The organism is Mycobacterium heckeshornense (assembly GCF_016592155.1).
Taxonomy (GTDB): domain Bacteria; phylum Actinomycetota; class Actinomycetes; order Mycobacteriales; family Mycobacteriaceae; genus Mycobacterium; species Mycobacterium heckeshornense.
The window spans coordinates 318,952-344,424 of the sequence record NZ_AP024237.1; the positions used below are offsets into that span (position 1 = coordinate 318,952).

Sequence of the window (25,473 nt, forward strand, 5' to 3'; positions counted from 1 at the left end):
CCGCGGGTGAGTTTGGCCCATGCCCGCCGGGTCACGCGGTGTTCGCTGACGGCCGCGTCTGTTGCGTGTTTTCTTGTGCCACAAGCATTTTCGTTTGCCAACGCCGATCCGCCCGCACCGATGCCGGAGCCGGTGCTGCAGCCGCTGGCGCCGGGTGAGGTAATACGGCTGGGCCCCACCGCCGGCACCGGCACACCCACCCGCGACTATGGCATCGGCGCCACAGACCTGTGCGCGTTCATGGAGTTTCCCAGCGGAGTGCTGCAGGTCTGCGGGGACAGCTTTGCCGGGCAGGGGGTGGGCTTCGGCCCGGGGTTCGCGCCGATCGCACTGCACGTCGACACCGCCTCGGTCGACGATCCGGCCGGCGTGCATTACTTCGGCGTGATGGGGGTGTGGGAGCCGCTGCTGGCCGAACCCACGCCGCCCGGGGCGTCGCAACTGCCGGCCGGGGTGGTGCAGATCAACCGGCAGAACTATCTGCTGGTCACCACTGCCGTCAACCTGATGCCGCAGTCCTCCCGACTGGTGAAAGCCGACCCGGCGCAAGGGAGTTGGCCGACCGTGCCGGGATCAGTCAGGGACGCCGCCTACCAGGGTGGTCGGCAGTCGCAGATCAGCGGCTACTACGACCCGGTGCCAACGGCCGATTCACCGACCGGCTGGGTTTACATCGTGGCCGATAGCTTCGACCGCACCCAGCCGGTCGTGCTCTACCGTGCGACGCCGGAGGCATTCACCGACCGCTCGCGCTGGCAAGGCTGGGCCGGCGGGCCCGACGGCGGCTGGAACAAGCCACCCACCCCGTTGTGGGACGACCAGGTCGGCGAGATGAGCTTCCGGCAGATCGACGGCAAGGCGGTGCTGTCGTATTTCAACGCCAGCACCGGCAACATGGAGGTCCGGGTGGCCAACGATCCGACCTCGCTGGGCACCGCGCCGGTGACCACGGTGGTGCAGCACGACGAGTGGCCCGAGCCCGCGGAAAGCCTGCCGCCGCCGTATGACAACCGGCTCGCTCAGCCTTACGGCGGATACATCTCGCCGGGCTCGACGCTGGACGAGCTTCGGGTGTTCGTCAGCCAGTGGAACAACGCCGACCCGCGAGCCCGCGCCCCCTACCGGGTGATCCAGTTCGCGGTTAATCCGTTCAAGCCGGACGAATAGGCGACGCTAGGACGCCGCGTTCGGTCCGGGACGGTCCCCAGGGAGCGCCATCGGCTGGTTAGTGAACGAAAAATATGTTGGCGCAAGGCAAATATGTATCAGCGACGCCCGGGGGTTTGGGCCTGGTCAGAGGATGCCGTCGAAACTGGCATCCGAGTAGTGATCGGGGTGCTCGCGCTGCCGCATACCGCGAGCCGGCCCGCCGGTACAGGCCGCTTTGTAAGCGCACCGCAGTGCCCAGCACCTACCGTTGAAGTGTCCAATGCTGCCAATACCGCTGAATGCACGTCGATTCACGTTTCTAAGCCCGTGCGGTATTGACCTTGCAAATTCAGATCGGGACGGTAGCGATACTTACCAGCACCAGTCGGTGACGCATTCTCCCTGCGCAACTCCATCAGCGAAAAAACCACAGAGCGAAGGGGATCGTCCCAATTAGAACGATCGCGGCTGAGCTGACGATGCTGACGCCAATGTCCCGAACAAACATTAGCCGCCCACCCGCGCTGCTGGTCTGGGTGGCCACGGTGGAAAATCGAAGTCCGATGCCGCAGGCCTCCAGCCCGCTCACGAGTTTGAGCAGGTGTGCCAGGGGGCGGCACAGCCGGTCCAGCCGCCACATCAACAGCACATCCCTGGCGCGGGCGTAGGCGAGCAGGGTCGCCAACTGGGGGCGGTGATCCCGGCCCCGACATTGGTTTCCGTCCAAATCCGACCCGCACCAGTTGATTTCAACGCTTGGGTTTGCATGTGGCAGTTCTGCTGCGCGGTCGACACCCGCGCAGCGGCCTCGTTGCTTACCTTCCCCGGCTCGGGTCGACATCGCGGTCTGGTGGCCGAGGCTGGCGCGCAACGGCTTTGATAGTCAAATTGGACCGATGGCGTGCGCCACGATGAACCCGACGGTGAACACGACGGCCGACAGCGGGACCGACAATGAGCCGATGAGGATTCCCCGGCCGATTTGCCCCGCTGTGCCGGGGCGCTTCGCGAGGAGGCTGTAGACGGCCAGATCGATGACTGCCAGTGCCGGTAGCACGTAAATAAACAGTGGAAGTACGTAATACATGGCGGCTGCCCACGCGGGGATTTCCACTGCGAGACTAGTCACCAGTGCGGCCAAGAAGCTCTTTACGCCATAGCGGTCCTTCGCCGTCCCTGTCAGCGAACTTTTCTGCATGAGCAACCGATCAACGAAGTTCCCAAATGGCGTAGACGATTGACCCGATAAGAACAATCGTGCCTGAACCCACAGCACTCAGGGCAACGCCGCGAACACAGGGCGATCGTGATGTGAGGAGCAAACCACTTACCACCGCGGATGCCACCATAGTGACTGCAGCTCCCGATATGAACCAGGCACGCTCACCTTCATATGCACTGTGCGTCGTGAAGGGAGGTACTTTACCCAAAAGCCATAAAACGATGAACATTGCCCCCAATACGAGTTGAACGACGAATGGCAACGCCCACGTGGCCGTGGACCAGACCCGAGAGTCAAGGTCACGCAACGAATTAATCGATGGCATAAGCCTCCCTCTCTGGATTCAGGCCGGGATTCCGGGACCCGAACGCGGCGTGGGCACAGACGGCGGGCTGGACACAGGACCGAAGTCGGTGGCGGGCAGCGGAACGCGGATATCATATCGGGGGTTCCACGTGCCCCGGTCGAACGGCTCGAACGCACGCCCGCCGATACCCACATCATGGTGTCGCGGAAGATTCAGGGCAGGTCCCCCAGAATCTCCCACCTGAGCTGGGTCGATCAGCACTGTATGCGTGGAGCCGTTGGGCAGGTCTTGATAAACCTCCATCGACGGATAATCCGTGCGGGTCCCATCGACATGGACGCCTTGCGGTCCCGGTGTGAACACCAGATCGCCATTGACCGTCCACGGATGAAACGGCTCAGGCGGATTTCTCGAGAAGCCCGGTGCGAATGGGTTGCCGGCGTCGTATTTGATGCGCACGGAACCGTCGGGAAGTTGCGTCACGGTGCCCTGCGGAACACCCACCTTCACCTGTCCGGGTCCACCACCGTCCGTTTCTTGCACCGAGGGATTCTGCCGCATCACGACGATGCCGTTCTCATAGTCGATATAGGTGGTGACCCGGGCATTTTCGGGATCGAAGTTTGGGCTCGCTCTTCTGTTGTCGCCCAAGTCACGCGTGAACGGGGGAAGAGGATTACTGGTTACGTCGCGTTGTTCGATCCATTGCGAGACACGCACCTCACCCTGTCCCGGCACCGGATTGATTCTCACCACGCGAATTTCGGGGGGAACACCCTGGTACTTGGGGTCGTAGCTGTGCGGGTCGAGGGCGGCGGCGGTATCCCAATCAGCAGCCGATACCGGCTCGCGGCCAAAGACCTGCTTGAAGGCGTCGATCTGATTCTGGCGGCGTTTACCTTCGTCTGCGGCGTTCCCCGGTGCTTCCTTGAGTGTCTTGTTGTCGAGGGGTCGGGCGCCGCCTGATTGCTCGAAGTTGAGGCTGCCCCAATCCGCGCTGACGGTTTGGAGTTCGCCGGTGATGTGCTGGTCGTGGGCGACCAGATGGCCGAGGCGGTGGCGGATGAAATTCGCGTGGGATTGGGCCTGGGCCTGGCGCTGCGCGTGCTGCTCGCGGGTGCTGGCCGAATGGGTATCGGCCACGCTGTAGTCCTCGCCCACCCGAAAACCGTCGCGCTCGGCGTCATCAACCGCGTCCAAGACCGCCCGCCGGCCGGCCTCAAGCATGTCTTGGCCGTTGCGGGCGATGACCGCGGCATCGGCGGCGCTCCACAAAAACGGGCGCGCCCGACACACATCCATCTCGGCCTGGGCGATCGCTGCGTCGGCGGCCTCACCCTCCCACTCCGCACCCCCCGGGGCGCGAACCTCGCGGGCCAGCCGCTGCAGCGTTTCCTCCACCCCGGCGATGCGCTCACACCAGTCGGCGAAGCGCCCCAGATGGTCGAATGTCGAGGCCTTCAGCTCCGAGAGGGTGGGCCAGCCCCCCGGCACACCGGCCATCAGGGCACCAGCCCGCGAAACCGCTTCGCGCCCTCCTCGTCCATGCTGGTGTAGGCGGTGCCCGCGGTGTGGTAGTGCCCGCCTCGGTTGCCCACCCGGCCGGCGATCGCACCCAGGTCCTTGCCCGCCGCCGCGGCGGCGACGTGCACCGCCCCGGCGTTGCACTGCCACGACGAGACGCCGGTCACCGGGGAAGCGGCAGCCGCCGCCAGCTCACCGCTGATCCTCTCACATTGCTCGCCCAGCCGGTGCAGGCCCGCGGCCAGCACCTTGAGTCGAGGGTTCCAGGTGTCGGCTGGCACGGACGGAATCGTAAAGAATGTCCTCCCAGAACAGCAATGTTGCGGCCAGCACCGTGATCTGATCTGCGCGGACCATCGCGCGGCTGCGGACCAACTGACTGAAGGCAGTCAACGACGCGGCGATGTGACCGCAAAGCTTCCAATGAAGTGCTTGTCGCCAAATCCTCAAGCCGGACGAATGGGCGGCGGGACTCATAGCTCTTTCATAGCTGGAACCTAGCTACGGCTATTGTTTGCCCGCGCATGATTCGTGGCATGAGTGAAACACCTGACACCCCAACCACACCGACCACGGCCGCGGCCACGCCATCGGCCGGGCCGGTTAAACCGTATTGGCTGTTCCGATTGGCGGCTTGGGTGGTGATCGTGGCCGGGATCCTGTTCATCGTCACGACCATCTTCTTCGCCGGCTTCCGGATCGCCGCCCACCACGGCCACCATGGCTGCCACCATCACCGCCATCCCCACGCCGCCATGTTCCACCAGGGCGGGCCGCGTCATCAGGGCGGACCGGGGGCCGTCCTGCCGGGCAGGCCAGGCGGTGCGGGCGGCGCGGGTCCCAGTGCTGGCCCCGGCCAGCCGCCGCAGTCCATCGCTCCCTCGACTGCCCCGGCACAGCCATAGCACAGCGTCGGGACCGCAGCCGGTTTTGAAACCCTGGTAAGTCAAACGAAGTCGAGACCATGACCCGAAGCCCGGCGCCCCGGTGTGGGCGCCGGGCTTTCACGGCCGGTAATGACGGCGAGCTCGTCGCGGGAACGCGCCGCGGCCGCTGCCGCGCTGAGGCATGATGCGATGCATGAGCGAAACGCCTGGACCCTCGACCGCACCGGTTCCCGCCGCGGCGTCACCGGCGCCGCAACAACGGCCGGAACGGCTCTACCAAGTCGCGGCCTGGGTGGCGATCGTTGCGGGCAGCGTGTTTGTCGTCGCGACGGCATTACTTTTCGTGTGCGTATTCTGGTGCTCCGGTTAGGGCCTGCGTCGACGAAGCATTGCCAGGTAACTTCTCGGCGAGCTCGGTGTACGGCTCGCTATCGGCTGGGCATGATTTAGGGCATGACCGAGACACCTGAACCGTCGACCCAGCCGACGTCCGCCACCCCGCCGCCCAGCCCGCCCGGGCCGTCACGCCCGCGGCGCAGCCCCCGTTTATCACCCAGCCCAGCAGGCTTTACCAGGCCGCGGCGTGGGTCGTGATCGTCGCGGGAATTGTGTTCGTGGTGGCGGTCATCTTCTTCTCCGGTGCCGCGGTCGCGGGGCATCGGTACATCTATCGCCACCATCACCACGGCATGTTCGTCCCCGATGGCCCGGGTGGGCCGCCGCCCGGGCCCGGGCAGTGGTACGTCTTTCCGGGCGGCCCCGGTGGACCCGGCTCCCCGCCCGGTGGCCCGGGCATGATGCCAGGGCCCGGGATGATGCCCGGTATCCGCCCGGGTGGCCCCGCGCAGCCGCCGCCTCCCCCACGTCCGTAGCCGACACGAAAATATATGCGGTGCAGACATTTTCGTCGTTCATCGATTCAGTCTGCACGGTTGAGTTCCAGATCGCCAGGGCTGCAACATGATTCGACATCTCGCGAGGGCGTGGAGAATCCAGGCCAAGCGATTAGCGGCCCAGCCTTCTGTTTCGGATGTCTTGTTGGCATGATCGAGCCCTATGACCATCGAAGCCATCTACACCGCAGAGTCCACTGCCACCGGAGGAGGCCGCGACGGGCACGTCAAATCGTCGGACGGTCGCATCGACCTTGAGACCCGTCCGCCGAAGCCGATGGGCGGCAGCGGCGAAGGCACCAACCCGGAGCAACTGTTCTCCGCCGGCTATGCCGCCTGCTTCCTCGGCGCCCTGCGGCTGGTGGCCGGCCGAAACAATGTCAAACTTCCCGACAACACCGACGTCACCGTCAAGATCGGCATCGGCCGCACAGCCGAGGGCGGGTTCGGGTTGAGCGGCAACATCGTCGCCAATCTGCCCGGGCTCGACCAGAAGGCCGCCGATGACCTGATGCGCCAGGCCCACCAGGTCTGCCCGTACTCCAACGCCACCCGTGGCAACGTCGACGTCGACGTCTCGGCCAGGGTGTAGCCGCATGCGGGTCACCGCCGCGGCGCTCAGCGCCGGGTTAGTGATCGGCGGCCTTGGCGCGGCGTTCGGAAACCCGCCCGCCGCGGCCCGTCCGTCGGATCCGGGTGTGGTCAACTACGCGGTGCTGGGCAAGGGCTCGGTGGGCAACATCGTCGGCGGCCCGATGCGATGGGAATCGGTGTCCACCGATCCGTACCAGGGCTATTGGGTCGACGACCCGGTGTGCAACAACTGGGCGGACATCGGCTTGCCGGAGGTCTACAACGACCCGGACCTGGCGTCGTTCAACAGCGCTGTCACCCAGACGACGGCCACCGACCAGACCCACTTCGTCAAGCAGGCGGTGGGCGTGTTCGCCACCGGTGACGCCGCGGCCCGTGCGTTCCACCGTGTCGTGGACCGCACCGTCGGCTGCTCCGGGCAGACCACGGCAATGCATCTGGACAACGGCACCACGCAGGTGTGGTCGTTCGATGGGGGGCCGTCGACCGCCACCGACGCGGCCTGGACCAAACAGGAAGCCGGCACGGATCGGCGCTGCTTCACCCAGACCCGGCTGCGCGAGAACGTGTTGCTGCAGGCGAAGGTGTGCCAGTCCGGCAATGGCGGTCCGGCGGTGAACGCGCTGGCCGGGGCGATGCAGAACACGCTCGGCCAGTGACCCGCGTGCCGGGTAGACCGACCCGACCCGCGGGAATATGTCGGTGCCGTCTGCAAGATTGACGATGGATGGCTATCGTGCCCGATAACCGCGCGCAAACCACGGTCCGGTGATGCATCGCGTCGGGACCGGGAGGGATCGATGATATGGCGGTCGCGTCTGAGCTGGCTGGTATCCGCGTGGGAGAGGCCGAACTGGCCGGTTCATCGGCGGCCGCGCAGTACCTCGCCGACACGTGCCTAACCAGCGGGCCGCTGGGGCGGGTCGGTCTGGAAATCGAGGCGCACTGCTACGACCCGGCCGCTCCGCACCGCAGGCCGAGCTGGGAAGAAATCACCGACATCCTCGCCTCGCTTCCGGCGCTGCCCGGCGGTAGTACGGTCAGCGTCGAACCCGGCGGTGCCGTCGAACTTTCCAGCCCGCCGGTGGCCGGCGCGCTGCCGGCGATCGAGGCGATGACCCGTGATCAGGAAGTGCTGCGGTCCGCCTTCGCCGATGCCGGCCTGGGCCTGGTGGCGCTGGGCGCGGACCCACTGCGCCCGGCCATGCGGATCAACCCGGGGGCGCGTTATCGCGCGATGGAACAGTTCTTCGCTGCCAGTCATACCGGGGTGGCGGGCGAGGCGATGATGACGTCGACGGCGTCGATCCAGGTCAACATCGATGCCGGCCCGCAACCCGGTTGGGCGGCACGGGTGCGGCTGGCGCACGCGCTCGGGCCGACGATGATCGCGATCGCCGCCAACTCGCCGCTGCTGGGCGGGAAGTTCTCCGGGTGGCTATCGACTCGCCAGCGGGTATGGGGTCAGCTCGACGCGGCGCGCTGCGGGCCGGTGCTGGCCGCCAGCGGTGACGATCCGGGCACCGACTGGGCGCGCTACGCGCTGAAGGCCCCGGTGATGTTGGTGCATAACCCCGACGCGGTGCCGGTCACGCACTATGTGCCGTTCACCGACTGGGCCGACGGCCGCGCCCTGCTCGGCGGTCGGCGCCCCACCGTCGCCGACCTGGACTACCACCTCACCACCCTGTTTCCGCCAGTGCGCCCGCGCGGCTGGCTGGAGATCCGCTACCTCGACAGCGTCCCCAGCGACACGTGGCCCGCTGTGGTCTTCACGCTGGTGGCACTGCTGGACGACCCGGTCGCCGCCGACGTCGCCGCCGAGGCCGTCGAACCCGTGGCCGCGGCATGGGACACCGCGGCCCGGGTCGGGCTGGGCGACCGCCGACTCTACGCGGCCGCCAACCGGTGTGTGGCCATCGCCGCCGAGCGGGCGCCGAAGCAGCTGCACGACGGAATGCGACGGCTGGTCGAGGCGGTCGAGCAAGGGCGGTGTCCGGCCGACGACTTTTCCGACCGGGTGATCGGGCATGGCATCGCGCCCACCGTCGCGCGGTTGGCGCAAGGGCAGCCGTGAGCGTACGGGATAAGCTGGCCCGCGACCTGACGCGGGCGCGCGAGCGCACGCTGCGGCTGGTCGATTTCGACGACGCTGAACTGCGCCGCCAATACGACCCGCTGATGAGCCCGCTGGTGTGGGATCTCGCGCACATCGGGCAGCAGGAAGAACTCTGGCTGCTCCGCGGCGGCGACCCGGACCGGCCCGGCCTGCTGCCCGCGGACGTCGAGATCCTCTACGACGCCTTCGTGCATTCTCGCGCCAGCCGCGCGGATCTGCCGCTGCTGTCCCCGGCCCAGGCGCGGGCGTATTGCCGTGCCGTCCGGTCGGCCGCGCTGGACGCCCTGGACGCCGCACCCGACGAGCCCGACGCGAACTTCGTCTTCGCCATGGTGGTCAGTCACGAACACCAGCACGACGAAACCATGCTGCAGGCGCTGAACCTGCGCACCGGCCCGCCATTGCTGGGCGCCGCGGCCGCGTTGCCTTCCGGTCGGCCGGGCGTGGCCGGGACGTCGGTGCTGGTGCCCGGCGGCCCGTTCGTGCTCGGTGTCGACGCCGCCGACGAACCGTTCTCACTGGACAACGAACGCCCCGCCCACGTCGTCGACGTCCCGTCGTTCCGGATCGGCCGCGTCCCGGTCACCAACGGCGAGTGGCGTCAGTTCATCGACGACGGCGGCTACCACGAGCCGCGATGGTGGTCGGAGCGCGGGTGGCAGCACCGCCAGCAAGCCGGACTGACCGCGCCGCGGTTCTGGGCCGCCGACGGGCTGACCCGAACCCGGTTCGGCCACGTCGAGGCAATACCCGACGACGAACCGGTCCAGCACGTCACCTATTTCGAGGCCGAGGCCTATGCCGCGTGGGCCGGCGCGCGGCTGCCCACCGAGATCGAATGGGAGAAGGCGTGCGCGTGGGACCCGGCGGTCAACGCGCGGCGCCGCTACCCGTGGGGCGCCGAGGAGCCCTCCGCGGCGCACGCCAACCTCGGCGGCGGCGCGTTGCGCCCGGCCCCCGTCGGCGCCTACCCGGCCGGCGCGTCGGCGTACGGGGCCGAGCAGTTGCTGGGCGACGTCTGGGAGTGGACCAGCTCGCCGCTGCAGCCCTGGCCCGGATTCGTGCCGATGATCTATCAGCGCTATTCGACGCCGTTCTTCGGCGGCGACTACCGGGTGCTGCGCGGCGGCTCGTGGGCGGTGGAGCCGGGAATCCTGCGGCCCAGCTTCCGCAATTGGGATCACCCGTACCGGCGGCAGATCTTCGCCGGTGTCAGGTTGGCGTGGGACGCGTGCTGATGTGTCGTCACCTGGGATGGCTGGGTCGCGAGGTCACCGTCTCCTCGCTGGTGTTGGACCCGCCACACAGCCTGCGGGTGCAGTCGTATGCGCCGCGTCGTCAGCGCCACGGCATGATGAACGCCGACGGCTGGGGTGTCGGGTTTTTCGACGGGGCCACGCCGCGACGCTGGCGCAGCACCGCGCCGCTGTGGGGCGACGTGTCGTTCGATTCCGTGGCACCGGCGCTGCGCAGCCACTGCGTGGTGGCATCGGTGCGTTCCGCGACCGTCGGCATGCCGATAGAAATCAGTGCGACAGCACCGTTCACCGACGGGCGCTGGCTGCTGGCGCACAACGGCGCGGTGGACCGCGCGGCGCTTCCCAATCCAGCCTCGGCCGAACCAGTCTGCGACAGCACGATTCTCGCGGAGTTGATCTTTACGCGAGGTCTCGACGCCTTGGGTGAGGTGATCCGCCAACTCGGCGCCGACGACCCGAACGCACGGTTGAACATCTTGGCGGCCAACGGTTCCCGACTTTTGGCCACAACCTGGGGAGACACCCTGTCGGTGTTGCGTCGTGACGACGGCGTGGTACTGGCCAGTGAGCCGTATGACGATGACCCCAACTGGGAAGACGTTCCCGACCGTCACGTCGTCGAAGTGACCGCTGACGGCGTCACGTTCGCCGAGCTGGACCCGACGAAAGGACCTTGATGACGCTGTCAGTGTCGAACCACTTGGCCGAGGACTCGGCATATCATGCGCTGCGGCGCGACGTCTTCGACGGTCTGCGCAGCTCACCAAAATCATTGCCGCCCAAGTGGTTCTATGATTCAGTCGGCAGTGAGCTGTTCGACCAGATCACCCGGCTGCCCGAGTACTATCCCACCCGGGCCGAGGCCGAGATCTTGTCTGCCCGCTCCGCGGAGATCGCATCGGCGACCGGCGCGGACACCTTGGTCGAATTGGGCAGCGGAACATCGGCGAAGACACGCATGCTGCTCGACGCGTTGTGCGAGCGGGGTTCACTGCGCAGATTTGTGCCGTTCGACGTCGACGCCAGCATGTTGCGGTCAGCCGCCGTGGCCGTCCAGGCCGAGTATCCGAATATCGAGATCGCAGCTGTCTGCGGCGATTTCGAGGAGCACCTGACCGAAATTCCAAGCGACGGGCGGCGGCTGTTCGCGTTTTTGGGATCGACGATCGGCAACCTTACGCCCGGGCCGCGTGCGCAATTTCTGGCGGCGCTGGCGGACGTGTTGCGGCCCGGCGACAGCCTGCTGCTGGGCACCGACCTGGTCAAGGACACCGACCGGCTGATCCGCGCCTACGACGACGCCGCCGGGGTGACCGCACGGTTCAACCGCAACGTGCTCGCGGTGATCAACCGGGAACTCGACGCCGATTTCGACCTCGACGCCTATGCCCACGTCGCCCGCTGGAACGCCGGGGCGGAGCGGATCGAGATGTGGTTGCGCGCCGAAACCCCGCAACGCGTGCGAATCGGTGCGCTGGATATGACCGTCGAGTTCGGTGCCGGCGAGGAGATGCTGACCGAGGTGTCATGCAAGTTCCGCATCGAGGCGGTGGCCGCCGAATTGGCCGCGGCCGGGCTGCGCCGCACCCGGTGGTGGACCGATGACGGTGGCGACTTCGCGTTGTCGCTGGCGGTGAAGTAACCGGTGCCCCGGGCCCCACGCGCGCAGCCGTCGACTTCGTTTGGCTGGCGCCCTTGGCGACCGGTACGTGGTAGCGCGTGCCCACGCCATCACCTCATTTGGCATGGGCTCCACGCTGCCCGAGCTGGCCGACGCCATGACTGACCGGTCGGCAGCGATGAGCGCAATAGGGTAGTCGGATACGCTATCCGCCATAGCACGGCGACCCAAACATGGCTTTCCTCAACGGCAACTGGAACTCGGTGCGCCATGGCGAAGATTTCCGACCAACCCGGCGAGCGCCGGGGCGTCGTGACATCGGCGCTGGCGGCAAACGAGCTGCTGCCCCACCTGCAGCGGGTGATGGCGACTCGCCGGTTGGACGCCGATCTCGAGCTGTTGCGCGACGTGCACGGCGTGGTGTCCCGTCGGGTGCTGGCACCCAAGTGGCTGCGGTCGGATGTGGTGGTCATCCCGACCGGTTCGGTCCGCAACGGGCAGCCGGATACGACCGCTGGCAGTACTTGCCGTTCGGGGCCGGGCCGCGAGCCTGCATCGGCGAGAACGTCGCGATGGTGGAGGCTACTCTTGCCGTCGCGGCTATCGCTCGCCGAATCGAAATCCGTTCTGCGGACAGCTATTTCCCCGTCAATCCTGGTCTGACCGCGGTGGTTACCGCACCGATTCGGGCCCGGGTTCGCCAGCGAACCCCCGGTTATCCGCGGAGCTGACCGTCACAAGCCGATGGTGGCGTCGGCCCTGTGAATCCTCCTGCCCGGCGAGACCGTGGACGCCGACGGTAACGGTCCTGCACACGGCCGCCGGCAGACATCACGAACCGGCCTCGTCCACCTCCCAGGTATGCACCGGCTCGTTGGCGTGCATGTGCCGGCAGTAGCGGCGCAACATCTCGGCTAACGCGGCGGGCCGTGTCATCCCGCGCTGCTGCAGCGCACGCACCGTGGCCACCTGCCAGCTGGCGCCGTTGCGGCCCGTCTTGGCGCGGCCTTCGATGACTCCGAGAAATCGATCGCGGGTCTCCACGTCGACCTCCCAGCGCCGCAGGCCCTCGTCCGCCAGTGGCAGCAGGTGGCGCAGCACTAGGTCACTGGGGGCGATTTCGCCCAGCCCTGGCCAATACAGCCGCGCATCCATCCCGAGGCGAGCGGCTTCGCGGAAGTTCGCATGCGCTGCAGCGAAACTCATTTTCGTCCACAGGGGGCGGTCTTCTTCGGACAGGGTGCGCAGCATGCCGTAGTAGAACGCCGAATTCGCCATCATGTCCACGACGGTCGGTCCGGCCGGCAGCACCCGGTTCTCCACGCGCAGATGTGGACGGCAGACACCGTCGGCGTCGACGACGTCGTACACCGGCCGATTCCAGCGATACACCGTGCCGTTGTGCAGACGCAGTTCCGACAGCCGCGGGGTGCGCCCCGCGGCCAGCTCGGCGACCGGGTCCTCGTCCGAAACTTCGGGCAGCAACGAGGGAAAGTAGCGGACATTCTCCTCGAACAGATCGAAGATCGACGTGATCCAGCGTTCGCCGAACCATACCCGGGGCCGCACGCCTTGGGCTTTCAGCTCGTCGGGGCGGGTGTCGGTGGCTTGCGCGAACAGCTCGATGCGGGTTTCGGCCCAAAGTTGATGACCGAAGAAGTAGGGCGAGTTGGCACCCAGCGCCAGTTGCGGCGCGGCGAGCACCTGCGCGGCGTTCCAGTTGTCGGCGAAATCTTCGGGGGAGACCTGAAGGTGCAATTGCATGCTGGTGCAGGCAGATTCCGGGGCGATCGACGGGTAGTGCAGGCTCAGCGGTTCCGGGCCGCTGATATCGATCTGGATGTCTTCGCCGCGGGCGTTGAAAATCGAGTCGTTGAGTGCGGCATACCGTGTCGAATCGCTCATCCAGTTGGCGGCCAGGTGTTCGGGCATCAACGTCGGCAGGATGCCGATCATGACGATATGGGCTCCGCCGGAGTTGGCCTTGGTCTCGGCGACGTTCAAGCTGGCCCGGACATCGCTCTCCAAATCGAGGGGGGCGCGTCCGGTCAATGGACGAGGCGGCACATTGAATTCGATGTTGTAGGCGCCTAATTCGGTCTGGTAGGCCGGGTCGGCGATGGCTGCGAGCACATCCCGATTCGACATTGCCGGTTGATAGTCGCTGTCGACGAGGTTGCATTCGATCTCGATCCCGGTAAGCGGGCGGTCGAAATCGAAGCTCGATTGCGCGAGCATGGTCTCGAAGACGTCGAGACACAACTGCACCTTGCGCCGATACTCCTGCCGGTGTGCGCGGGTGTAGGTGGTGCGCTTGACCTCTTCGCCCACACCGCTGATGCAACCGGTTTAGCGACGGATGCGCAACCTCTCACCGGGCCAGCTGCGGCCCGGTTCGGGGCGCATGCTGTTATGTCAACTACACGTCGAGCCCGGGTGTTCGATGATGGCTGGGCACGGTGAGCTTCACGGGGAGAACAGTTGGGCGAATTCATAGCCGCGGTCGACCAGGGCACCACCAGCACTCGGTGCATGATCTTCGGCCATGACGGTACCGAGGTGGGGCGACACCAGCTCGAACATGAGCAGATCCTGCCGCGCGCCGGCTGGGTCGAGCATGACCCGATCGAGATCTGGGAACGCACTTCGTCGGTACTGATCTCGGCGCTGAACAAAACCAACTTGACGTCTAAAGACATTGCTGCCCTCGGCATCACGAACCAGCGGGAAACCACCCTGGTGTGGAATCGCCATACCGGCCGTCCTTACTACAACGCGATCGTCTGGCAGGACACCCGCAGCGATCGCATCGCGTCGGCGCTGGAGCGCGACGGCCGCGGGGAGGTGATCCGGCGCAAGGCTGGCTTGCCCCCGACGACGTATTTTTCGGCGGGCAAACTGCAGTGGATTCTGGACAACGTCGACGGGGTCCGAGACGCGGCGGACCACGGCGACGCCCTCTTCGGCACCTGCGATACCTGGGTGTTGTGGAATTTGACCGGCGGTCCGCGGGGCGGCGTGCACGTCACCGACGTCACCAATGCCAGCCGCACCATGCTGATGGATCTGCAGACGCTGGACTGGGACGACGAACTGCTGTCGTTTTTCCGGATACCCAGGGCCATGCTGCCGTCGATCGCCGCCTCGGCGCCGACGCAGCCGTTCGGTGTCACGCAGAGCAGCGGCCCGCTCGGCGGCGAGGTGCCGATTACCGGCATTCTGGGCGATCAGCATGCGGCCATGGTCGGGCAGGTCTGCCTGGACGCCGGCGAGGCCAAAAATACCTACGGCACCGGCAATTTCCTTTTGCTCAACACCGGCGAGAATATCGTCCGGTCGCAGCACGGTCTGCTGACCACGGTCTGCTACCAGTTCGGCGATGCCAATCCGGTTTACGCCCTTGAGGGTTCGATCGCTGTCACCGGCTCAGCCGTGCAGTGGCTGCGCGACCAGTTGGGCATCATCAGCGGTGCAGCTCAAAGCGAGACGCTGGCCCGGCAGGTCGAAGACAACGGTGGTGTGTATTTTGTGCCGGCGTTTTCCGGTTTGTTCGCTCCTTACTGGCGTTCGGATGCGCGCGGCGCGATCGTCGGGTTGTCGCGGTTCAACACCAACGCACACCTGGCCCGCGCAACGCTGGAGGCGATCTGCTACCAAAGCCGCGATGTGGTCGATGCGATGGCCGCCGATTCCGGTGTACGCCTTGAGCTTTTGAAGGTCGACGGCGGCATCACCGCGAACGAGCTGTGCATGCAGATCCAAGCCGACGTGCTCGGTGTCGATGTGGTGCGTCCGGTGGTCGCCGAGACCACCGCGCTGGGTGCGGCATACGCCGCGGGCCTGGCAGTCGGCTTTTGGGCCGACCCGAACGACTTGCGGGCCCACTGGCGTGAGGACAAGCGGTGGAGCCCGGCCTGGAGCGACGATCAGCGCGCGGCGGCGTATGCGGGCTGGCGCAAGGCGGTGCAGCGCACTCTTGACTGGGTCGAGGTGTCGTGACCTGCTTCCGGCCGCCGCGGGCCGGCCTTTAGGCGTCTTCGCTGAGCACGGTGTAGATCTCCCGGCGCGCGTTGTTCACGATCGCGGTGATGCGCTGCTGTTGTTCGGCACTGGCCGTGTGCACGGATTGCGCGACCGCGCCGAACAGTTGACCCATCGCGGCCCGCAGGTTGAGGTGGCAGGGGTCGACGCCGTCGGCAATCTCCTCCCATGGCGGAGTCTCGATTTTTTCGGCGGCTGCGCGTCCCTCGTCGGTCAACTCGAAAAGCTTTTTGCTGCCTTCAGTTTCAGAGCCGACGATAAGACCTTCGTCGACCAGTAGTTGCAGGGTCGGATACACCGATCCAGGGCTGGGCCGCCACAGGCCCTGGCTGCGTTCGGCGATCTGCTGGATCATTTCGTAGCCATGCATCGGGTGTTCGGCCAACAGCACCAAGATGGCGGCGCGAACATCGCCGCGGCGTCCGCGTGGGCCGGGGCCGCCGCGCCGTCCGCCGCGGGGCCCGAATCCGACGCCGAATCCGCCCGCACCGACACCGCGCCCGAAGCCCGGCGCGAAAGGACCCGGGTGCCCGGCCTGGTGGCCGCGGATGTAGTCGCGGAATTCACGGCGGGCGCCGAACCCGAAACCGGCCGGACCGCCGATGAGCGACACCGCGAAAGGTGGGAATGGGGTGTTCATGTTCTCTCTCTTCTGCACGGGCGGCGCCGGCGCGCCGCCGGTGGACTTCACGATATATCGCAATCTATCGCGATGCAACGGCTTGGCCTCCGCCAGGTTTACCGAAGGCGGCAGGCCGGGTAGCACCCGTCGATGAACGACGAACATCGCGACGCGGCGATCGCCAACGTCACCGAGAGCGCGGCGACGACCGCTGTGGACAGCAGAACACGGCCCGGACGTTTGCGGCTGTGGGTCAACTGGGTGTTGGCGCTGTTGACCGTGCCGGCGGCCGCGGTGGTGCTGATCTACGCGCTCGGGGCGCTGATGAGCACGGCGGCGTGTAGCGACCAGCAGTGCCCGGATTGGGGTCCGGGTGGGATCGTGTTCGGGGTGTTGTTCTACGGCGCACCGGTCGTGGCCGTGGTGGCCATCGTCGTCTCCTTTTTCACCGCGAGGCGACGATGGGGCATCGTTGTCGGGGTGTCTGCATTGGCACTGCTGGCTGCCGACATCGTCGTGCTGGCCGTCGCTTTCCGCCAGTAGCCGACTACCGGGGCGGCGTCAATCCACCGGTGCCGGGCGGCGGCGGGGGCGGCGGCCACGGCGACGGCCCCGGGGACGCGCTCCACTGCGGCGGTGCGGGCCCGAGCCGCAACCGGGCCAGTTCGCGGCGATGCCGCTCGGCGAGCACCGCGGCCAGCACCAGCTGCGGCGGGGTACCCGGCGGGGGCGGCGGCGCGATGCGGGCCAGCACGTCACCGGCAATCCGGTATGCCATCTGCTCACGCAGTCGCGGCTCGAGTTGTGGTGCGCGCGATAGGAATTGACGCGCAAGCTGCGCCTGGTCGGCACCCAGACCGGACAGCTGCAGCGTGGACGCCCATCCCGCGAGAAATGGCGGCATCGGTGGCGGCGGCCCCAGCTTTGGGCCGCGTTCGCTGACGACCACCGTGCCGGCGAAGAGGTCGCCGAGGCGTTTGCCTTTCGGCGACAGCACGCTGCAGATGACCGCGGGGCTGCCCAAGAGCAGCCAGATCTCCACCACCGACGCCAGAGCCCGAAACAGCGCCTGCCGGAAGCGTTCCGGGCCGCCGTCGTCGGCCACCACCCGAAGGCCCATCACGATCTTGCCGAGCGAACGCCCCCGGGTTGCGGTTTCGAAGATGAGCGGATAGCCGACCAGGACCAGCACGGTGAAGATGACCAGTACCGCGGCCGTTGCCGCATCGTCGAACTGAGTTAAGGTGGCCGCCCAAAGCATCAGGGCCAGCAGGTAACCGACGAACATCACCGCGATGTCGATCAGCGCACCCACCGCCCGCACCGGCAACTGGGCGATCTGCACATCGAGCACCACGGCGTCGCCGGTCACCACCTCCGCCATACTGCGAACGCTACTCGACCATTAGCCTTGGCGGGGTGGACGTCGATGCGTTCGTGCTAGCGCACCGCAATGCCTGGGATAGGCTCGAGCAGCTGGTCAAGAATCGGCGCCGGCTCACCGGTGCCGAGGTCGACGAACTTGTCGAGCTCTACCAACGCGTCGCCACACACCTGTCGATGGTGCGCTCGGTGTCATCGGATTCCGCGCTGGTGGGTCGGCTTTCGGCACTGGTTGCCCGGGCACGATCGGCGGTCACCGGCGCGCACGCCCCGCTGGGCCGTGAGTTCACCCGGTTCTGGACGGTGTCGTTCCCGGTGGTCGCCTACCGGGCCTGGCGATGGTGGTTGGCGACAGGCGCGGCCTTCTTCGCCGTCGCGGTGGTCATCGCGTTCTGGGTGGCCGGCAGCGCGGAGGTGCAGTCCACCATCGGAACACCCGCTGAGATAGACGAATTGGTCAACCATGAATTCGCGTCGTACTACCACGAGCACCCGGCCGGCTCGTTTGCTCTTGAGGTTTGGGTGAACAACGCCTGGGTCGCCGCAAAGTGCGTTGCGTTCGCGGTGCTGCTGGGCGTACCGATTCCGTTTGTGCTGTTCCAAAACGCCGCCAACCTCGGCGTTGCCGCCGGGCTGATGTTTGCCGCGGGCAAGGGCGCGATCATGCTGGGCTTGTTGCTTCCGCACGGGCTTCTGGAGTTGACGGCGGTGTTTCTAGCAGCCGCCGCGGGCCTGCGGCTGGGGTGGTCGGTGATCTCGCCCGGGCAGCGGCCGCGCGCACAGGTGCTCGCCGAAGGCGGCCGCGCAGTCGTCGCGGTCGCTGTGGGGCTGGTGGCGGTGTTGCTGGTCTCCGGTCTCATCGAAGCACTGGTGACCCCGTCGCCGTTGCCGACGGTCGTTCGTGTCGGCATCGGGATCGCCGCTGAGGCAGCGTTTTTGGCCTACATCGTGCACTTCGGACGCCGAGCCGCCCGCGTCGGCGACACCGGTGACATCGCCGACGCGCCTGACGTCGTCCCGACCAGCTAAACCCCGCCGAGCGGTGGGCTTAAAGAACTTTGTGTTATTGAGTGACAACAATACAATTCTCTGCGAGAGTTGTTGTCGTAACGATGACGACAGCAAATCAGTTGGCGGTCAACGGCTCTGCGTCGAAACCAGTGTCGCGCCGTGACTTTGAGGCGTAGGGGCGTCGACGTCGGGTGGCGGCCAAACTTTTCGCGAGGGGTGTGTCGCAGGCTGAGGTGGCACGCCGGTTGAACGTGAGCCATCAAAGCGGCTCGCGCTGGCATCGGAGGTTGCGAGAACAGGGCGCGGAAGCGTTGGTCGACGCCGGGTGGGCCGGTCGGCCCGCGCGGCCGACTGGGGAGCAGAAGACCCGGGTGGAAGCCGAGCTCCGGGCGCACGCGGGTATGCCACCGCGCGGGTGGCCGAGGTGATCGAGGCGGTCACCGGGGGCGTGCTATCACCCCGGCCATGCGCGGCGGTTGCTGCGTGAGCCGGGTCGGTCTCCGCAACGCCCGGCCCGGTGCGCCCGCCGAACGCGACGAGCAGGCCATCGCTGGATCAAACACGACGGGCCCGGGTAAAAGGCGCCGCAGGCGTGGATCGTCCTCCAAGACGAATCCAGCGTTTCCCTGACTCCAGTAGTGCGCGTCAGCGGGCGCCCAGGGGTCAGACCCCGGTGCTGGTGCACAAGTTCAACTAGAAGCGCATGAGCATGTCCGCCGCGCTGTGTTTCGCCCTGCTGCGCCACACCTGCCTATCCCTATGACCAATAGGTCACTGAATTACGCGAACCTCTTTGGTGATGACTGCCGTCGGCTCCCGCCGCAGTGCCGTAGAGGCTATGCCGAGGTTTGGTCAGTTTGAGACACGTTACATTCGGAAAGAGGTATTACAACTCCACATTCGCCCGGCCAAAGTCACAGGTGGCCAGTGGCCTTCATCGTCAGGTAGCGATCGGCCAGCGCGGGGGCCAGCTCTTCGGGCGGAGCGTCAACCACCTCCACACCGCCGCGGCGGAGCCGCGCCGCGATCGCGCGCCGGTCGTTGCGGGCCCGTTCGGCAGCGGCCGCGTCGTACACCGCTGCCGCGTCGGAGCGTCCAGCGGCCAGCTGGTCGACGCGCGGGTCGGCGACCGCGGCCACGATCACCTGATGTTTGGCCGACAGCTGCGGAAGAACCGGCAGCAGCCCTTCGTCGAGGGCCGCGGCGTTGAGATCGGTCAGCAGCACCACCAGCGCACGCCGTCGGACACGCAGCAGAATAGCGGAAACCATTGCATGCCAGTCTGATTCGAGCAGGGCCGGCTCCAGCGGGGCTAACGCGTCGACCAGCTGAGCTAGGACTTCCGTGCGTGACGCCCCGAACACCGCGGCCCTGGTCATCCGGTCGTGGGCGAGGAAGTCGACGTGGTCGCCGGCTCGTGAGGCGAGCGCCGCCAGCAACAGCGCGGCGTCCATCGACCAGTCCAGTCGAGGCCACCCGCTGGGATCGCTGGCGGTCGGGTCGAATCCGACGCGGCCCGCCGCGGTGCGCCCGGTGTCGAGCACGACGACGACTCGCCGGTCGCGTTCGGGTCGCCAGGTTCGAACCACCACGTCGGCGCGACGGGCGGTGGCGCGCCAATCGATCGAGCGGACATCGTCGCCGACCACGTATTCACGCAGGGAATCGAATTCGGTGCCATGCCCGCGGGTCAAGGTTGGCAGCTGGCCTTCGATGTCGCGGAGTTTCGCCAGCCGCGACGGCAGGTGCTTGCGCGACAGAAACGGCGGCAGGACCCGGAGCTGCCCGGGTAGCGGCCGCGAACGTTGCCGTCCCGCCAGTCCCAGGGGCCCGATCGAGCGCGCGGTGACGCCAGCCGATCGCTGTGAGCCGCGGCGGACCGGTCGCAGGCGGGTGGCGAAGCGTCGGGTCTGGCCGGGAGCCAGGTCGACGGTGTGCACGCGCGGTTGCGCACGCGCACTCGGCGCCCAGGCGTCACGAACCTGCCCGCGGAACCGCCGGCCGCCGTCGTTGCGGATCACCAGCCCGGCGTCGACCGACTCGCCGAGCCGCACCGATGCCGACCCGAAACGGTCGAACCGCAACGCTCGGGGGCTGGCCGCCAACCCGGCATCGATCACCACCGCCACGGCCAGCGCCGTCAGCAGCACAGCGAAAGACGTTGCAGGCCAGGGCGACACCATGATCGGCAGCACGCATACCAACGCGGCCAGCCCAGTGCGTCCGGTCAGGATCACCAGCGCGGCACCGGAACCGAGGCCAGGATTCCGTCGAGGACGCCGTCAGGTGTGGCGCCTTCCAGCTCGGCCTCCGGGCGCAGCGACACCCGATGGCGCAGCGTCGGCCGGGCCATGGCCTTCACGTCATCGGGGGTCACATAGCTGCGACCCGACAGCCACGACCACGCCCGGGCAGCGCCCAGCAGCGCGGTGGCGCCCCGAGGCGAAACACCCAGGCGCAGGGCCGGGGAGCCGCGGGTGGCCGCGACGATGTCGACGATATAACCCAGCACCTCCTCGGCAACCAAGACGTGACGCACCGCGTCGCGGCCAGCGGCCAACTGGTCCGGCCCGGCCACCGGTCTGATCGCCGACAGGTCGTGCGGGTCGAACCCATGTGCGTGCCGGCCCAGGATGGCGATCTCGGAATCACGGGGCGGCACCGGCACATTGAGCTTGAGCAGGAAGCGGTCGAGCTGCGCCTCGGGCAACTGGTAGGTGCCCTCGTACTCGATCGGGTTCTGCGTCGCGGCGACGATGAACGGGTCCGGCAGCGACTTGGGCTCGCCATCCACACTGACCTGGCGCTCTTCCATGGCCTCCAGCAGCGCCGCCTGCGTCTTGGGCGGGGTCCGGTTGATCTCGTCGGCCAGCATCAGATTGGTAAACACCGGTCCGGCCCGAAACACGAACGCCGCGGTGCGCGCGTCATAGATCAGCGAACCGGTGACGTCGCCGGGCATCAGGTCTGGCGTGAACTGCACCCGCTTGAACTCCAATTGCAAGGCGGCAGCCAGGGCACGCACCAGCAGCGTTTTCGCCACGCCGGGAACACCTTCGAGCAGCACGTGGCCGCGGCACAGCAACGCGATGACCAGGCCGCTGACCACCGCGTCCTGCCCGACGACTGCCTTGGCGATTTCGGCGCGCAGCGCCAGCAGCGCTTGGCGTGCCGATTCGGCTGCCGGGTTCTGCGCGGAGGCGGGAGACGACTCAGTCATCTGCGTGCAACCTGCCTTTCGATGTCGTCGAGCGCTTGGGCGAGGTGTACCAGCTCGGTGTCGGTAGTTGGGGGCGGGCCGAAAAGTATGTGCCGCAGCGATTCTGGGCTTGATTCGCTGTGCGGGGCGACAGCCGCCACGACAGCGGCTGCGGGCGCGTTGGCCGCGAGCCCGAGGCGGGGCAGCAGCCGGTGCAACGTCGCGGTGCGCAGTGCCTCGGCGGCGCGATCCCGGGCCCGCCTGGACCGGTACAGTCGGCCGCGACCTTCGACGGTCTCCGATGCGCGTACCACGACCGGCAAGTCCTCGGCGACCAGGGGGCCAAGTCGTCGGCCCTTCCACACCGCGAGCAGGATCACCACCACGCACAGCTGAATGACGATCCAGTCGACCTTGTCCGGGATCAAATCGAAAAGTGTTGCAGCAGACTTTTTTTCACCCTCGATGTGCTGTGGTGCGTACCAGATGAGCCGTGGGCGGGCGCCTGCGAGGTTCATTGCCAACGCGGCGTTGCCGGCGCGCAGCAGATTGCCGTTGGTCATGAAGCTGGCGTTTCCCACCACCGTGACGGTGCGGGCGCCGTCACGGTAGCGCACCAGCACCCCGTCGTAGCAACTGGTCAACGATTGCTCGGCGGTGTAGGTGTTGCTCGGCCCGAACTGTACCGAGCCGGCCCGATTAGCTTCGCGCATCGCGCAATTGGGCTTGTGGTCGAGTGTACTGACTGCGCCGATGCGAAGGCCGGGGGTCAACACGGCGCGGGTGCGCGACGTGGGCTCCACCAGGAGCAGGTCGGCGGGAACTTTGGCGAGCCGGCGAAGCAGCGCGTCGTCGGCCAAATGTTGGCTCTGGGCGAACAGCAGCAGCGTGTCGGGCCGGGCCGCGTGTTCGACGTCGGCGACGCTGCCCGCGACGACTACCTCGACGCCGTGCTCGCGCAATAGTGTCACGAGCGCGTGAGCGCCGTGGCGGCCGGTGGATGCGGGGTCCATCAGGCCACCGGGCCGCGGCGCGGTCAGGTATGTGCTGAGCGCGGCGACCCCCGCGAGGGCCACCAGCATCAGCGCCACCCCGCGCCAAGGCCTGCGGCGCGCCGGCGCCGCAGGCGGCTGGGTCAGCGGGGCCTCGACCATCACCGAACTTGCGCCCCATGCGATTGCAGGTGTTCGTCGAGGTCGGCGACAATTCGGTAGGCGGCGGGTGTGCCGGGACGCCCGCCGTACGTGACATCGTTGAAAATCGTTGCGGCCTGCGACATCTCAGAGGCCAGATGAGGCAGGCATGCGCCGGCGTCGCGGGCCAGTTCGTTTGCAGTGCGGCCCGGCATCGGCTGCAGCACGCCGGTCTCCTCCAGGCTGCGCGCTACCGCACGCAGCCGGTGTCGTATTGCTGCGGCCCAATTTGCTTGAGCGGCAAACTCCTCGGCAGTCATACGATGCTGGGCAGCGCTTTGCTGACCACCGCCGTCGAACAGTGGATAGGCGCCGCCGCGGTTGGTGCGCATGGTGCGTCGCGCAATACGGATGGCGACGGCCACCCCGACGGCTAGCGCGACGAGCAGCACCGAAATGCTAAACCAGCCGCCCGGCAGCGATGCGCCTGCATGCACGACGCGGTACACCAGGTCCTCGACCCAGTCGTTGAGTCGTTGCATCGGCGACAATTTGGGATATATCGCCTTGGCGAGTTCGCGTTGGGCAGCGTGGTGCGCGGTGTCGCGGTCGATGTCGATGGCGGGCATCCTCAGCGACTCCTCACAGTGGCCGCATCAGCCAGAGACCATCGGTGGATGTTGGCGCGAAAGGCCCGGTGGCGGCGCCGCTCTGCAGCACCAGGTCAAACGCCTCGGCGCGCATGCGGCGGTCGGTGTACAACAAGACGACGACTCCGGCGCTGAACGGTGTGGTGAGGATCTGCCCGATCGCCGAGCCGATGGTCACCAGCGTGGCACCGGCCAGTGCCGGGCCGGCGGATTGCGTTGACGCCATCAGCTGCCCCGCGAGGGTGAATGGTGCGGCGACTGCGTACGCGACGACAAAGACCACCACGGCGGTCAACAGGCGGATGCCGAGTACTCGCCAGAAGCTGTTGCGGACCAAGGCGAAGGAGCGGCTGATCGCACGGGTGACGGTCAACCGCTCCAGCACGATCAGCACCGGTGCGAACGACAACACGGTGTACAGATAGACCATGGTCGCGATCAGCGCGAGTGCCATCGGCAAACCGAAGACGACGGCCCCGGCGGCGTTGGCCATCGAGGCGCCGGTTGCGACCGCCATCGCCGTTACGGCGATCAGCGCCACCACGCCCGCGGCTTCCAGCGCCGCCAACCCGAGCAGTGCCGGCAGGCGTCGGCGAACCTTGTCCCATGCCTCGCCGATGGTGATGGTCGAGCCGAACACCGCTCTGCCGACGATCACGGTGAGGATGCCGCTGAGCAGGATGCCGGCCAGCCAGGTGATCAGGCCGCCGACTGCGACCGACAGGGTCCAGGCGGCGTTGTCGCGGGAGCCGGCAGCCGTGAGCGGCCCGGCCCGGGCGATCAACCCGACGACCTGCATGATGAGCACCACCGCGGCGGTCAGTCCCAGCGTGGTCTTCGGGTTGACCCGGATGTAGCCGACCGCGCCGTTGAAAATCTCGCTGAGGCTTAACGGCCGAAGCGGGATGATCCCGGGCCTGAGCGCTCCGGGCGTTCCCGGTGGCATGCCGCCGTAGCCGGGCGGCGGGCCATAGCCGGGGGGAGCACCGTATCCCGGGGGTGGGCCAAACGGCGGGCCGTATCCCTGCGGCGGGCCGTAGCCCGGTGGCGGGCCGTAGCCCGGTGGCGGGCCGTAGCCCGGTGGCGGGCCATAGCCAGGGGGCGGAGGATAAGCCGGCGGTGGGCCGTAACCCAGCGGCGGGTAACCCGGCGCGGAATACCCAGGACTGGCGTAACCGGGTGGCGGGTTATCAGGCGCCGGGTAGTCCTGGTAGTCGGGCGGCGGCGTGCTCACCAGGTGGCGCCGCCGTCGTCGTCGCTCATGGCTCCCATCCTCTCGGCCTGCACGGCAATTCTCCATCTTCTCAATTGCCGCGGCCATGCCCGAACGGACCGCGGCGCGTACCGTCTTGGCCATGCCGGAACTGAAGTCCCGATTGCGGGCGGATCTCACCGACGCGATGAAAACCCAGGACAAATTGCGCACCGCGACCCTGCGGATGCTGCTGGCCGCGATCCAGACCGAAGAGGTCTCCGGCAAACAGTCGCGCGAGCTTTCCGACGACGAGGTGATCAAGGTCCTGACCCGGGAATCCCGCAAGCGTGGTGAGGCCGCCGAAGTCTACACCCAGAACGGCCGTGGCGAGCTCGCCGCCAATGAGCTCGCCGAGGCGCGGATCATAGACGAGTACTTGCCGACGCCCCTCACCGAGGGTGAGCTGGTCAACGTGGTCGACACCGCGATCGCTCAGGTCGCGCAGCAACTCGGCGAGCAGCCCGGCAAAAAGCAGATGGGTCTGGTGATGAAAGCGGCCACCGCGATCGCGGCGGGCAAAGCCGACGGCGCCCGGTTAGCGGCAGCGGTCAGGGACCGTCTTTAGCCGTTGCGGTCCGCACGGGCCGTTTGCACGCGCCGCGCC

28 protein-coding genes are annotated in these 25,473 nt (G+C 67.2%); 15 read left to right on the forward strand and 13 right to left on the reverse strand.

Annotated elements, in window-relative coordinates:
- Positions 1 to 6: 6 nt before the first annotated feature.
- Entirely contained in the window at positions 7 to 1,167 is a 1,161-nt protein-coding gene (locus tag MHEC_RS01345; RefSeq protein ID WP_048891445.1) for a DUF4185 domain-containing protein, read from the forward strand.
- Between the two features lie 397 nt (positions 1,168 to 1,564).
- On the opposite strand, the gene MHEC_RS24640 is transcribed toward MHEC_RS01345, so the two are convergent.
- From MHEC_RS24640 to MHEC_RS01365, 4 genes are all read right to left on the reverse strand, one after another.
- Positions 1,565 to 1,990: a recombinase family protein gene (locus tag MHEC_RS24640; RefSeq protein ID WP_142358684.1), complete on the reverse strand. Its 426-nt coding sequence runs from the start codon at positions 1,988 to 1,990 to the stop codon at positions 1,565 to 1,567.
- A 42-nt stretch (positions 1,991 to 2,032) separates the two neighbouring features.
- Positions 2,033 to 2,347 carry a hypothetical protein gene (locus MHEC_RS23875; protein WP_235434792.1) on the reverse strand — a complete coding sequence of 105 codons (315 nt, stop codon included), beginning with the start codon at positions 2,345 to 2,347 and terminating at the stop codon, positions 2,033 to 2,035.
- 367 nt (positions 2,348 to 2,714) lie between these two features.
- A complete protein-coding gene (locus tag MHEC_RS01360) occupies positions 2,715 to 4,181 on the reverse strand; it encodes a hypothetical protein (RefSeq protein ID WP_053093997.1) in 1,467 nt (488 codons plus the stop codon).
- The gene (locus MHEC_RS01365; protein ID WP_048891446.1) at positions 4,181 to 4,483 is read right to left on the reverse strand and encodes a hypothetical protein; all 303 of its coding nucleotides are present in this window, start codon (positions 4,481 to 4,483) and stop codon (positions 4,181 to 4,183) included. Before MHEC_RS01365 ends, MHEC_RS01360 begins: the two co-directional genes overlap by 1 nt.
- A 255-nt stretch (positions 4,484 to 4,738) precedes the next feature.
- Here MHEC_RS01365 and MHEC_RS01370 point away from each other — a divergent pair, with 255 nt between their 5' ends.
- Both MHEC_RS01370 and MHEC_RS01375 read left to right on the forward strand, forming a co-directional pair.
- Positions 4,739 to 5,107 (forward strand): hypothetical protein, encoded by a 369-nt coding sequence (locus MHEC_RS01370; protein ID WP_048891447.1) that lies wholly within the window; start codon positions 4,739 to 4,741, stop codon positions 5,105 to 5,107.
- 175 nt (positions 5,108 to 5,282) lie between these two features.
- Positions 5,283 to 5,459, forward strand: a complete 177-nt coding sequence (locus MHEC_RS01375; protein ID WP_162490222.1) for a hypothetical protein — start codon at positions 5,283 to 5,285, stop codon at positions 5,457 to 5,459.
- 76 nt (positions 5,460 to 5,535) lie between these two features.
- On the opposite strand, the gene MHEC_RS24910 is transcribed toward MHEC_RS01375, so the two are convergent.
- Entirely contained in the window at positions 5,536 to 5,991 is a 456-nt protein-coding gene (locus MHEC_RS24910) for a hypothetical protein (protein ID WP_201399414.1), read from the reverse strand.
- Between the two features lie 154 nt (positions 5,992 to 6,145).
- Between MHEC_RS24910 and MHEC_RS01385 the strand changes: the two genes are divergently transcribed.
- From MHEC_RS01385 to MHEC_RS23880, 7 genes are all read left to right on the forward strand, one after another.
- Positions 6,146 to 6,574 (forward strand): organic hydroperoxide resistance protein, encoded by a 429-nt coding sequence (locus MHEC_RS01385; RefSeq protein WP_048891449.1) that lies wholly within the window; start codon positions 6,146 to 6,148, stop codon positions 6,572 to 6,574.
- A 4-nt stretch (positions 6,575 to 6,578) separates the two neighbouring features.
- Complete coding sequence (locus tag MHEC_RS01390; RefSeq protein WP_048891450.1) at positions 6,579 to 7,235, forward strand: sensor domain-containing protein; 657 nt, start codon at positions 6,579 to 6,581, stop codon at positions 7,233 to 7,235.
- A 146-nt stretch (positions 7,236 to 7,381) separates the two neighbouring features.
- Complete coding sequence (egtA, locus tag MHEC_RS01395) at positions 7,382 to 8,653, forward strand: ergothioneine biosynthesis glutamate--cysteine ligase EgtA (RefSeq protein WP_048891451.1); 1,272 nt, start codon at positions 7,382 to 7,384, stop codon at positions 8,651 to 8,653.
- Complete coding sequence (gene egtB / locus MHEC_RS01400; protein ID WP_048891452.1) at positions 8,650 to 9,933, forward strand: ergothioneine biosynthesis protein EgtB; 1,284 nt, start codon at positions 8,650 to 8,652, stop codon at positions 9,931 to 9,933. The genes egtA and egtB overlap by 4 nt, the downstream gene beginning before the upstream one ends.
- Entirely contained in the window at positions 9,933 to 10,631 is a 699-nt protein-coding gene (gene egtC / locus MHEC_RS01405) for an ergothioneine biosynthesis protein EgtC (RefSeq protein ID WP_048891507.1), read from the forward strand. The genes egtB and egtC overlap by 1 nt, the downstream gene beginning before the upstream one ends.
- On the forward strand, positions 10,631 to 11,596 hold the full coding sequence (egtD, locus tag MHEC_RS01410) for an L-histidine N(alpha)-methyltransferase (protein ID WP_048891453.1): 966 nt from the start codon (positions 10,631 to 10,633) through the stop codon (positions 11,594 to 11,596). The genes egtC and egtD overlap by 1 nt, the downstream gene beginning before the upstream one ends.
- Before the next feature lie 212 nt (positions 11,597 to 11,808).
- A complete protein-coding gene (locus MHEC_RS23880) occupies positions 11,809 to 12,306 on the forward strand; it encodes a cytochrome P450 (RefSeq protein ID WP_082169867.1) in 498 nt (165 codons plus the stop codon).
- 100 nt (positions 12,307 to 12,406) lie between these two features.
- Here the strand turns inward: MHEC_RS23880 and MHEC_RS01420 are convergent, their stop codons facing one another.
- Positions 12,407 to 13,906 carry a hypothetical protein gene (locus tag MHEC_RS01420; protein WP_048891455.1) on the reverse strand — a complete coding sequence of 500 codons (1,500 nt, stop codon included), beginning with the start codon at positions 13,904 to 13,906 and terminating at the stop codon, positions 12,407 to 12,409.
- Between the two features lie 150 nt (positions 13,907 to 14,056).
- Between MHEC_RS01420 and glpK the strand changes: the two genes are divergently transcribed.
- Positions 14,057 to 15,574, forward strand: coding sequence for a glycerol kinase GlpK (glpK, locus tag MHEC_RS01425; protein WP_071700320.1), 1,518 nt, complete (start codon positions 14,057 to 14,059; stop codon positions 15,572 to 15,574).
- Positions 15,575 to 15,602: 28 nt separating this feature from the next.
- Here the strand turns inward: glpK and MHEC_RS01430 are convergent, their stop codons facing one another.
- Entirely contained in the window at positions 15,603 to 16,256 is a 654-nt protein-coding gene (locus tag MHEC_RS01430) for a PadR family transcriptional regulator (RefSeq protein ID WP_048891509.1), read from the reverse strand.
- A 132-nt stretch (positions 16,257 to 16,388) separates the two neighbouring features.
- Between MHEC_RS01430 and MHEC_RS01435 the strand changes: the two genes are divergently transcribed.
- The gene (locus MHEC_RS01435; RefSeq protein ID WP_053093998.1) at positions 16,389 to 16,781 is read left to right on the forward strand and encodes a hypothetical protein; all 393 of its coding nucleotides are present in this window, start codon (positions 16,389 to 16,391) and stop codon (positions 16,779 to 16,781) included.
- A 4-nt stretch (positions 16,782 to 16,785) separates the two neighbouring features.
- On the opposite strand, the gene MHEC_RS01440 is transcribed toward MHEC_RS01435, so the two are convergent.
- Positions 16,786 to 17,622 carry an RDD family protein gene (locus MHEC_RS01440; protein ID WP_048891456.1) on the reverse strand — a complete coding sequence of 279 codons (837 nt, stop codon included), beginning with the start codon at positions 17,620 to 17,622 and terminating at the stop codon, positions 16,786 to 16,788.
- A 35-nt stretch (positions 17,623 to 17,657) separates the two neighbouring features.
- Here MHEC_RS01440 and MHEC_RS01445 point away from each other — a divergent pair, with 35 nt between their 5' ends.
- The gene (locus MHEC_RS01445; protein ID WP_048891457.1) at positions 17,658 to 18,650 is read left to right on the forward strand and encodes a stage II sporulation protein M; all 993 of its coding nucleotides are present in this window, start codon (positions 17,658 to 17,660) and stop codon (positions 18,648 to 18,650) included.
- A 173-nt stretch (positions 18,651 to 18,823) separates the two neighbouring features.
- Positions 18,824 to 19,060: a helix-turn-helix domain-containing protein gene (locus tag MHEC_RS24915; RefSeq protein WP_071700620.1), complete on the forward strand. Its 237-nt coding sequence runs from the start codon at positions 18,824 to 18,826 to the stop codon at positions 19,058 to 19,060.
- 486 nt (positions 19,061 to 19,546) lie between these two features.
- Here MHEC_RS24915 and MHEC_RS01455 read toward each other — a convergent pair whose 3' ends face one another.
- Genes MHEC_RS01455 through MHEC_RS01475 form a run of 5 tightly spaced genes read right to left on the reverse strand, consistent with a single transcriptional unit; the run spans position 19,547 to position 24,971 of the window.
- Positions 19,547 to 20,869, reverse strand: coding sequence for a DUF58 domain-containing protein (locus MHEC_RS01455; RefSeq protein WP_048891458.1), 1,323 nt, complete (start codon positions 20,867 to 20,869; stop codon positions 19,547 to 19,549).
- Complete coding sequence (locus MHEC_RS01460) at positions 20,866 to 21,852, reverse strand: AAA family ATPase (RefSeq protein ID WP_048891459.1); 987 nt, start codon at positions 21,850 to 21,852, stop codon at positions 20,866 to 20,868. Before MHEC_RS01460 ends, MHEC_RS01455 begins: the two co-directional genes overlap by 4 nt.
- Complete coding sequence (locus tag MHEC_RS01465) at positions 21,849 to 22,985, reverse strand: DUF4350 domain-containing protein (RefSeq protein ID WP_048891460.1); 1,137 nt, start codon at positions 22,983 to 22,985, stop codon at positions 21,849 to 21,851. The genes MHEC_RS01460 and MHEC_RS01465 overlap by 4 nt, the downstream gene beginning before the upstream one ends.
- Complete coding sequence (locus MHEC_RS01470; RefSeq protein WP_048891461.1) at positions 22,985 to 23,593, reverse strand: DUF4129 domain-containing protein; 609 nt, start codon at positions 23,591 to 23,593, stop codon at positions 22,985 to 22,987. Before MHEC_RS01470 ends, MHEC_RS01465 begins: the two co-directional genes overlap by 1 nt.
- A gap of 13 nt (positions 23,594 to 23,606) precedes the next feature.
- Positions 23,607 to 24,971 (reverse strand): hypothetical protein, encoded by a 1,365-nt coding sequence (locus MHEC_RS01475; protein ID WP_235434793.1) that lies wholly within the window; start codon positions 24,969 to 24,971, stop codon positions 23,607 to 23,609.
- On the opposite strand from MHEC_RS01475, the gene MHEC_RS01480 reads away from it, so the two are divergent.
- The gene (locus MHEC_RS01480) at positions 24,970 to 25,434 is read left to right on the forward strand and encodes a GatB/YqeY domain-containing protein (protein WP_048891512.1); all 465 of its coding nucleotides are present in this window, start codon (positions 24,970 to 24,972) and stop codon (positions 25,432 to 25,434) included. The genes MHEC_RS01475 and MHEC_RS01480 overlap by 2 nt on opposite strands.
- The last annotated feature ends 39 nt before the right edge of the window (positions 25,435 to 25,473 follow it).

What these genes read in the sequence shown, in the direction of transcription:
- MHEC_RS24640 (WP_142358684.1), bottom strand. Translation starts at nt 1,990, where the DNA reads ATGTCGACCCGAGCCGGGGAAGGTAAGCAACGAGGCCGCTGCGCGGGT.
- MHEC_RS23875 (WP_235434792.1), bottom strand. Translation starts at nt 2,347, where the DNA reads ATGCAGAAAAGTTCGCTGACAGGGACGGCGAAGGACCGCTATGGCGTA.
- MHEC_RS01360 (WP_053093997.1), bottom strand. Translation starts at nt 4,181, where the DNA reads ATGGCCGGTGTGCCGGGGGGCTGGCCCACCCTCTCGGAGCTGAAGGCC.
- MHEC_RS01370 (WP_048891447.1), top strand. Translation starts at nt 4,739, where the DNA reads ATGAGTGAAACACCTGACACCCCAACCACACCGACCACGGCCGCGGCC.
- MHEC_RS01375 (WP_162490222.1), top strand. Translation starts at nt 5,283, where the DNA reads ATGAGCGAAACGCCTGGACCCTCGACCGCACCGGTTCCCGCCGCGGCG.
- MHEC_RS24910 (WP_201399414.1), bottom strand. Translation starts at nt 5,991, where the DNA reads ATGTCTGCACCGCATATATTTTCGTGTCGGCTACGGACGTGGGGGAGG.
- MHEC_RS01385 (WP_048891449.1), top strand. Translation starts at nt 6,146, where the DNA reads ATGACCATCGAAGCCATCTACACCGCAGAGTCCACTGCCACCGGAGGA.
- MHEC_RS01390 (WP_048891450.1), top strand. Translation starts at nt 6,579, where the DNA reads ATGCGGGTCACCGCCGCGGCGCTCAGCGCCGGGTTAGTGATCGGCGGC.
- egtA (WP_048891451.1), top strand. Translation starts at nt 7,382, where the DNA reads ATGGCGGTCGCGTCTGAGCTGGCTGGTATCCGCGTGGGAGAGGCCGAA.
- egtC (WP_048891507.1), top strand. Translation starts at nt 9,933, where the DNA reads ATGTGTCGTCACCTGGGATGGCTGGGTCGCGAGGTCACCGTCTCCTCG.
- egtD (WP_048891453.1), top strand. Translation starts at nt 10,631, where the DNA reads ATGACGCTGTCAGTGTCGAACCACTTGGCCGAGGACTCGGCATATCAT.
- MHEC_RS23880 (WP_082169867.1), top strand. Translation starts at nt 11,809, where the DNA reads ATGGCTTTCCTCAACGGCAACTGGAACTCGGTGCGCCATGGCGAAGAT.
- MHEC_RS01430 (WP_048891509.1), bottom strand. Translation starts at nt 16,256, where the DNA reads ATGAACACCCCATTCCCACCTTTCGCGGTGTCGCTCATCGGCGGTCCG.
- MHEC_RS01435 (WP_053093998.1), top strand. Translation starts at nt 16,389, where the DNA reads ATGAACGACGAACATCGCGACGCGGCGATCGCCAACGTCACCGAGAGC.
- MHEC_RS01440 (WP_048891456.1), bottom strand. Translation starts at nt 17,622, where the DNA reads ATGGCGGAGGTGGTGACCGGCGACGCCGTGGTGCTCGATGTGCAGATC.
- MHEC_RS01460 (WP_048891459.1), bottom strand. Translation starts at nt 21,852, where the DNA reads ATGACTGAGTCGTCTCCCGCCTCCGCGCAGAACCCGGCAGCCGAATCG.
- MHEC_RS01465 (WP_048891460.1), bottom strand. Translation starts at nt 22,985, where the DNA reads ATGGTCGAGGCCCCGCTGACCCAGCCGCCTGCGGCGCCGGCGCGCCGC.
- MHEC_RS01470 (WP_048891461.1), bottom strand. Translation starts at nt 23,593, where the DNA reads ATGCCCGCCATCGACATCGACCGCGACACCGCGCACCACGCTGCCCAA.
- MHEC_RS01480 (WP_048891512.1), top strand. Translation starts at nt 24,970, where the DNA reads ATGCCGGAACTGAAGTCCCGATTGCGGGCGGATCTCACCGACGCGATG.
- MHEC_RS01475 (WP_235434793.1), bottom strand. Translation starts at nt 24,971, where the DNA reads ATGGCCAAGACGGTACGCGCCGCGGTCCGTTCGGGCATGGCCGCGGCA.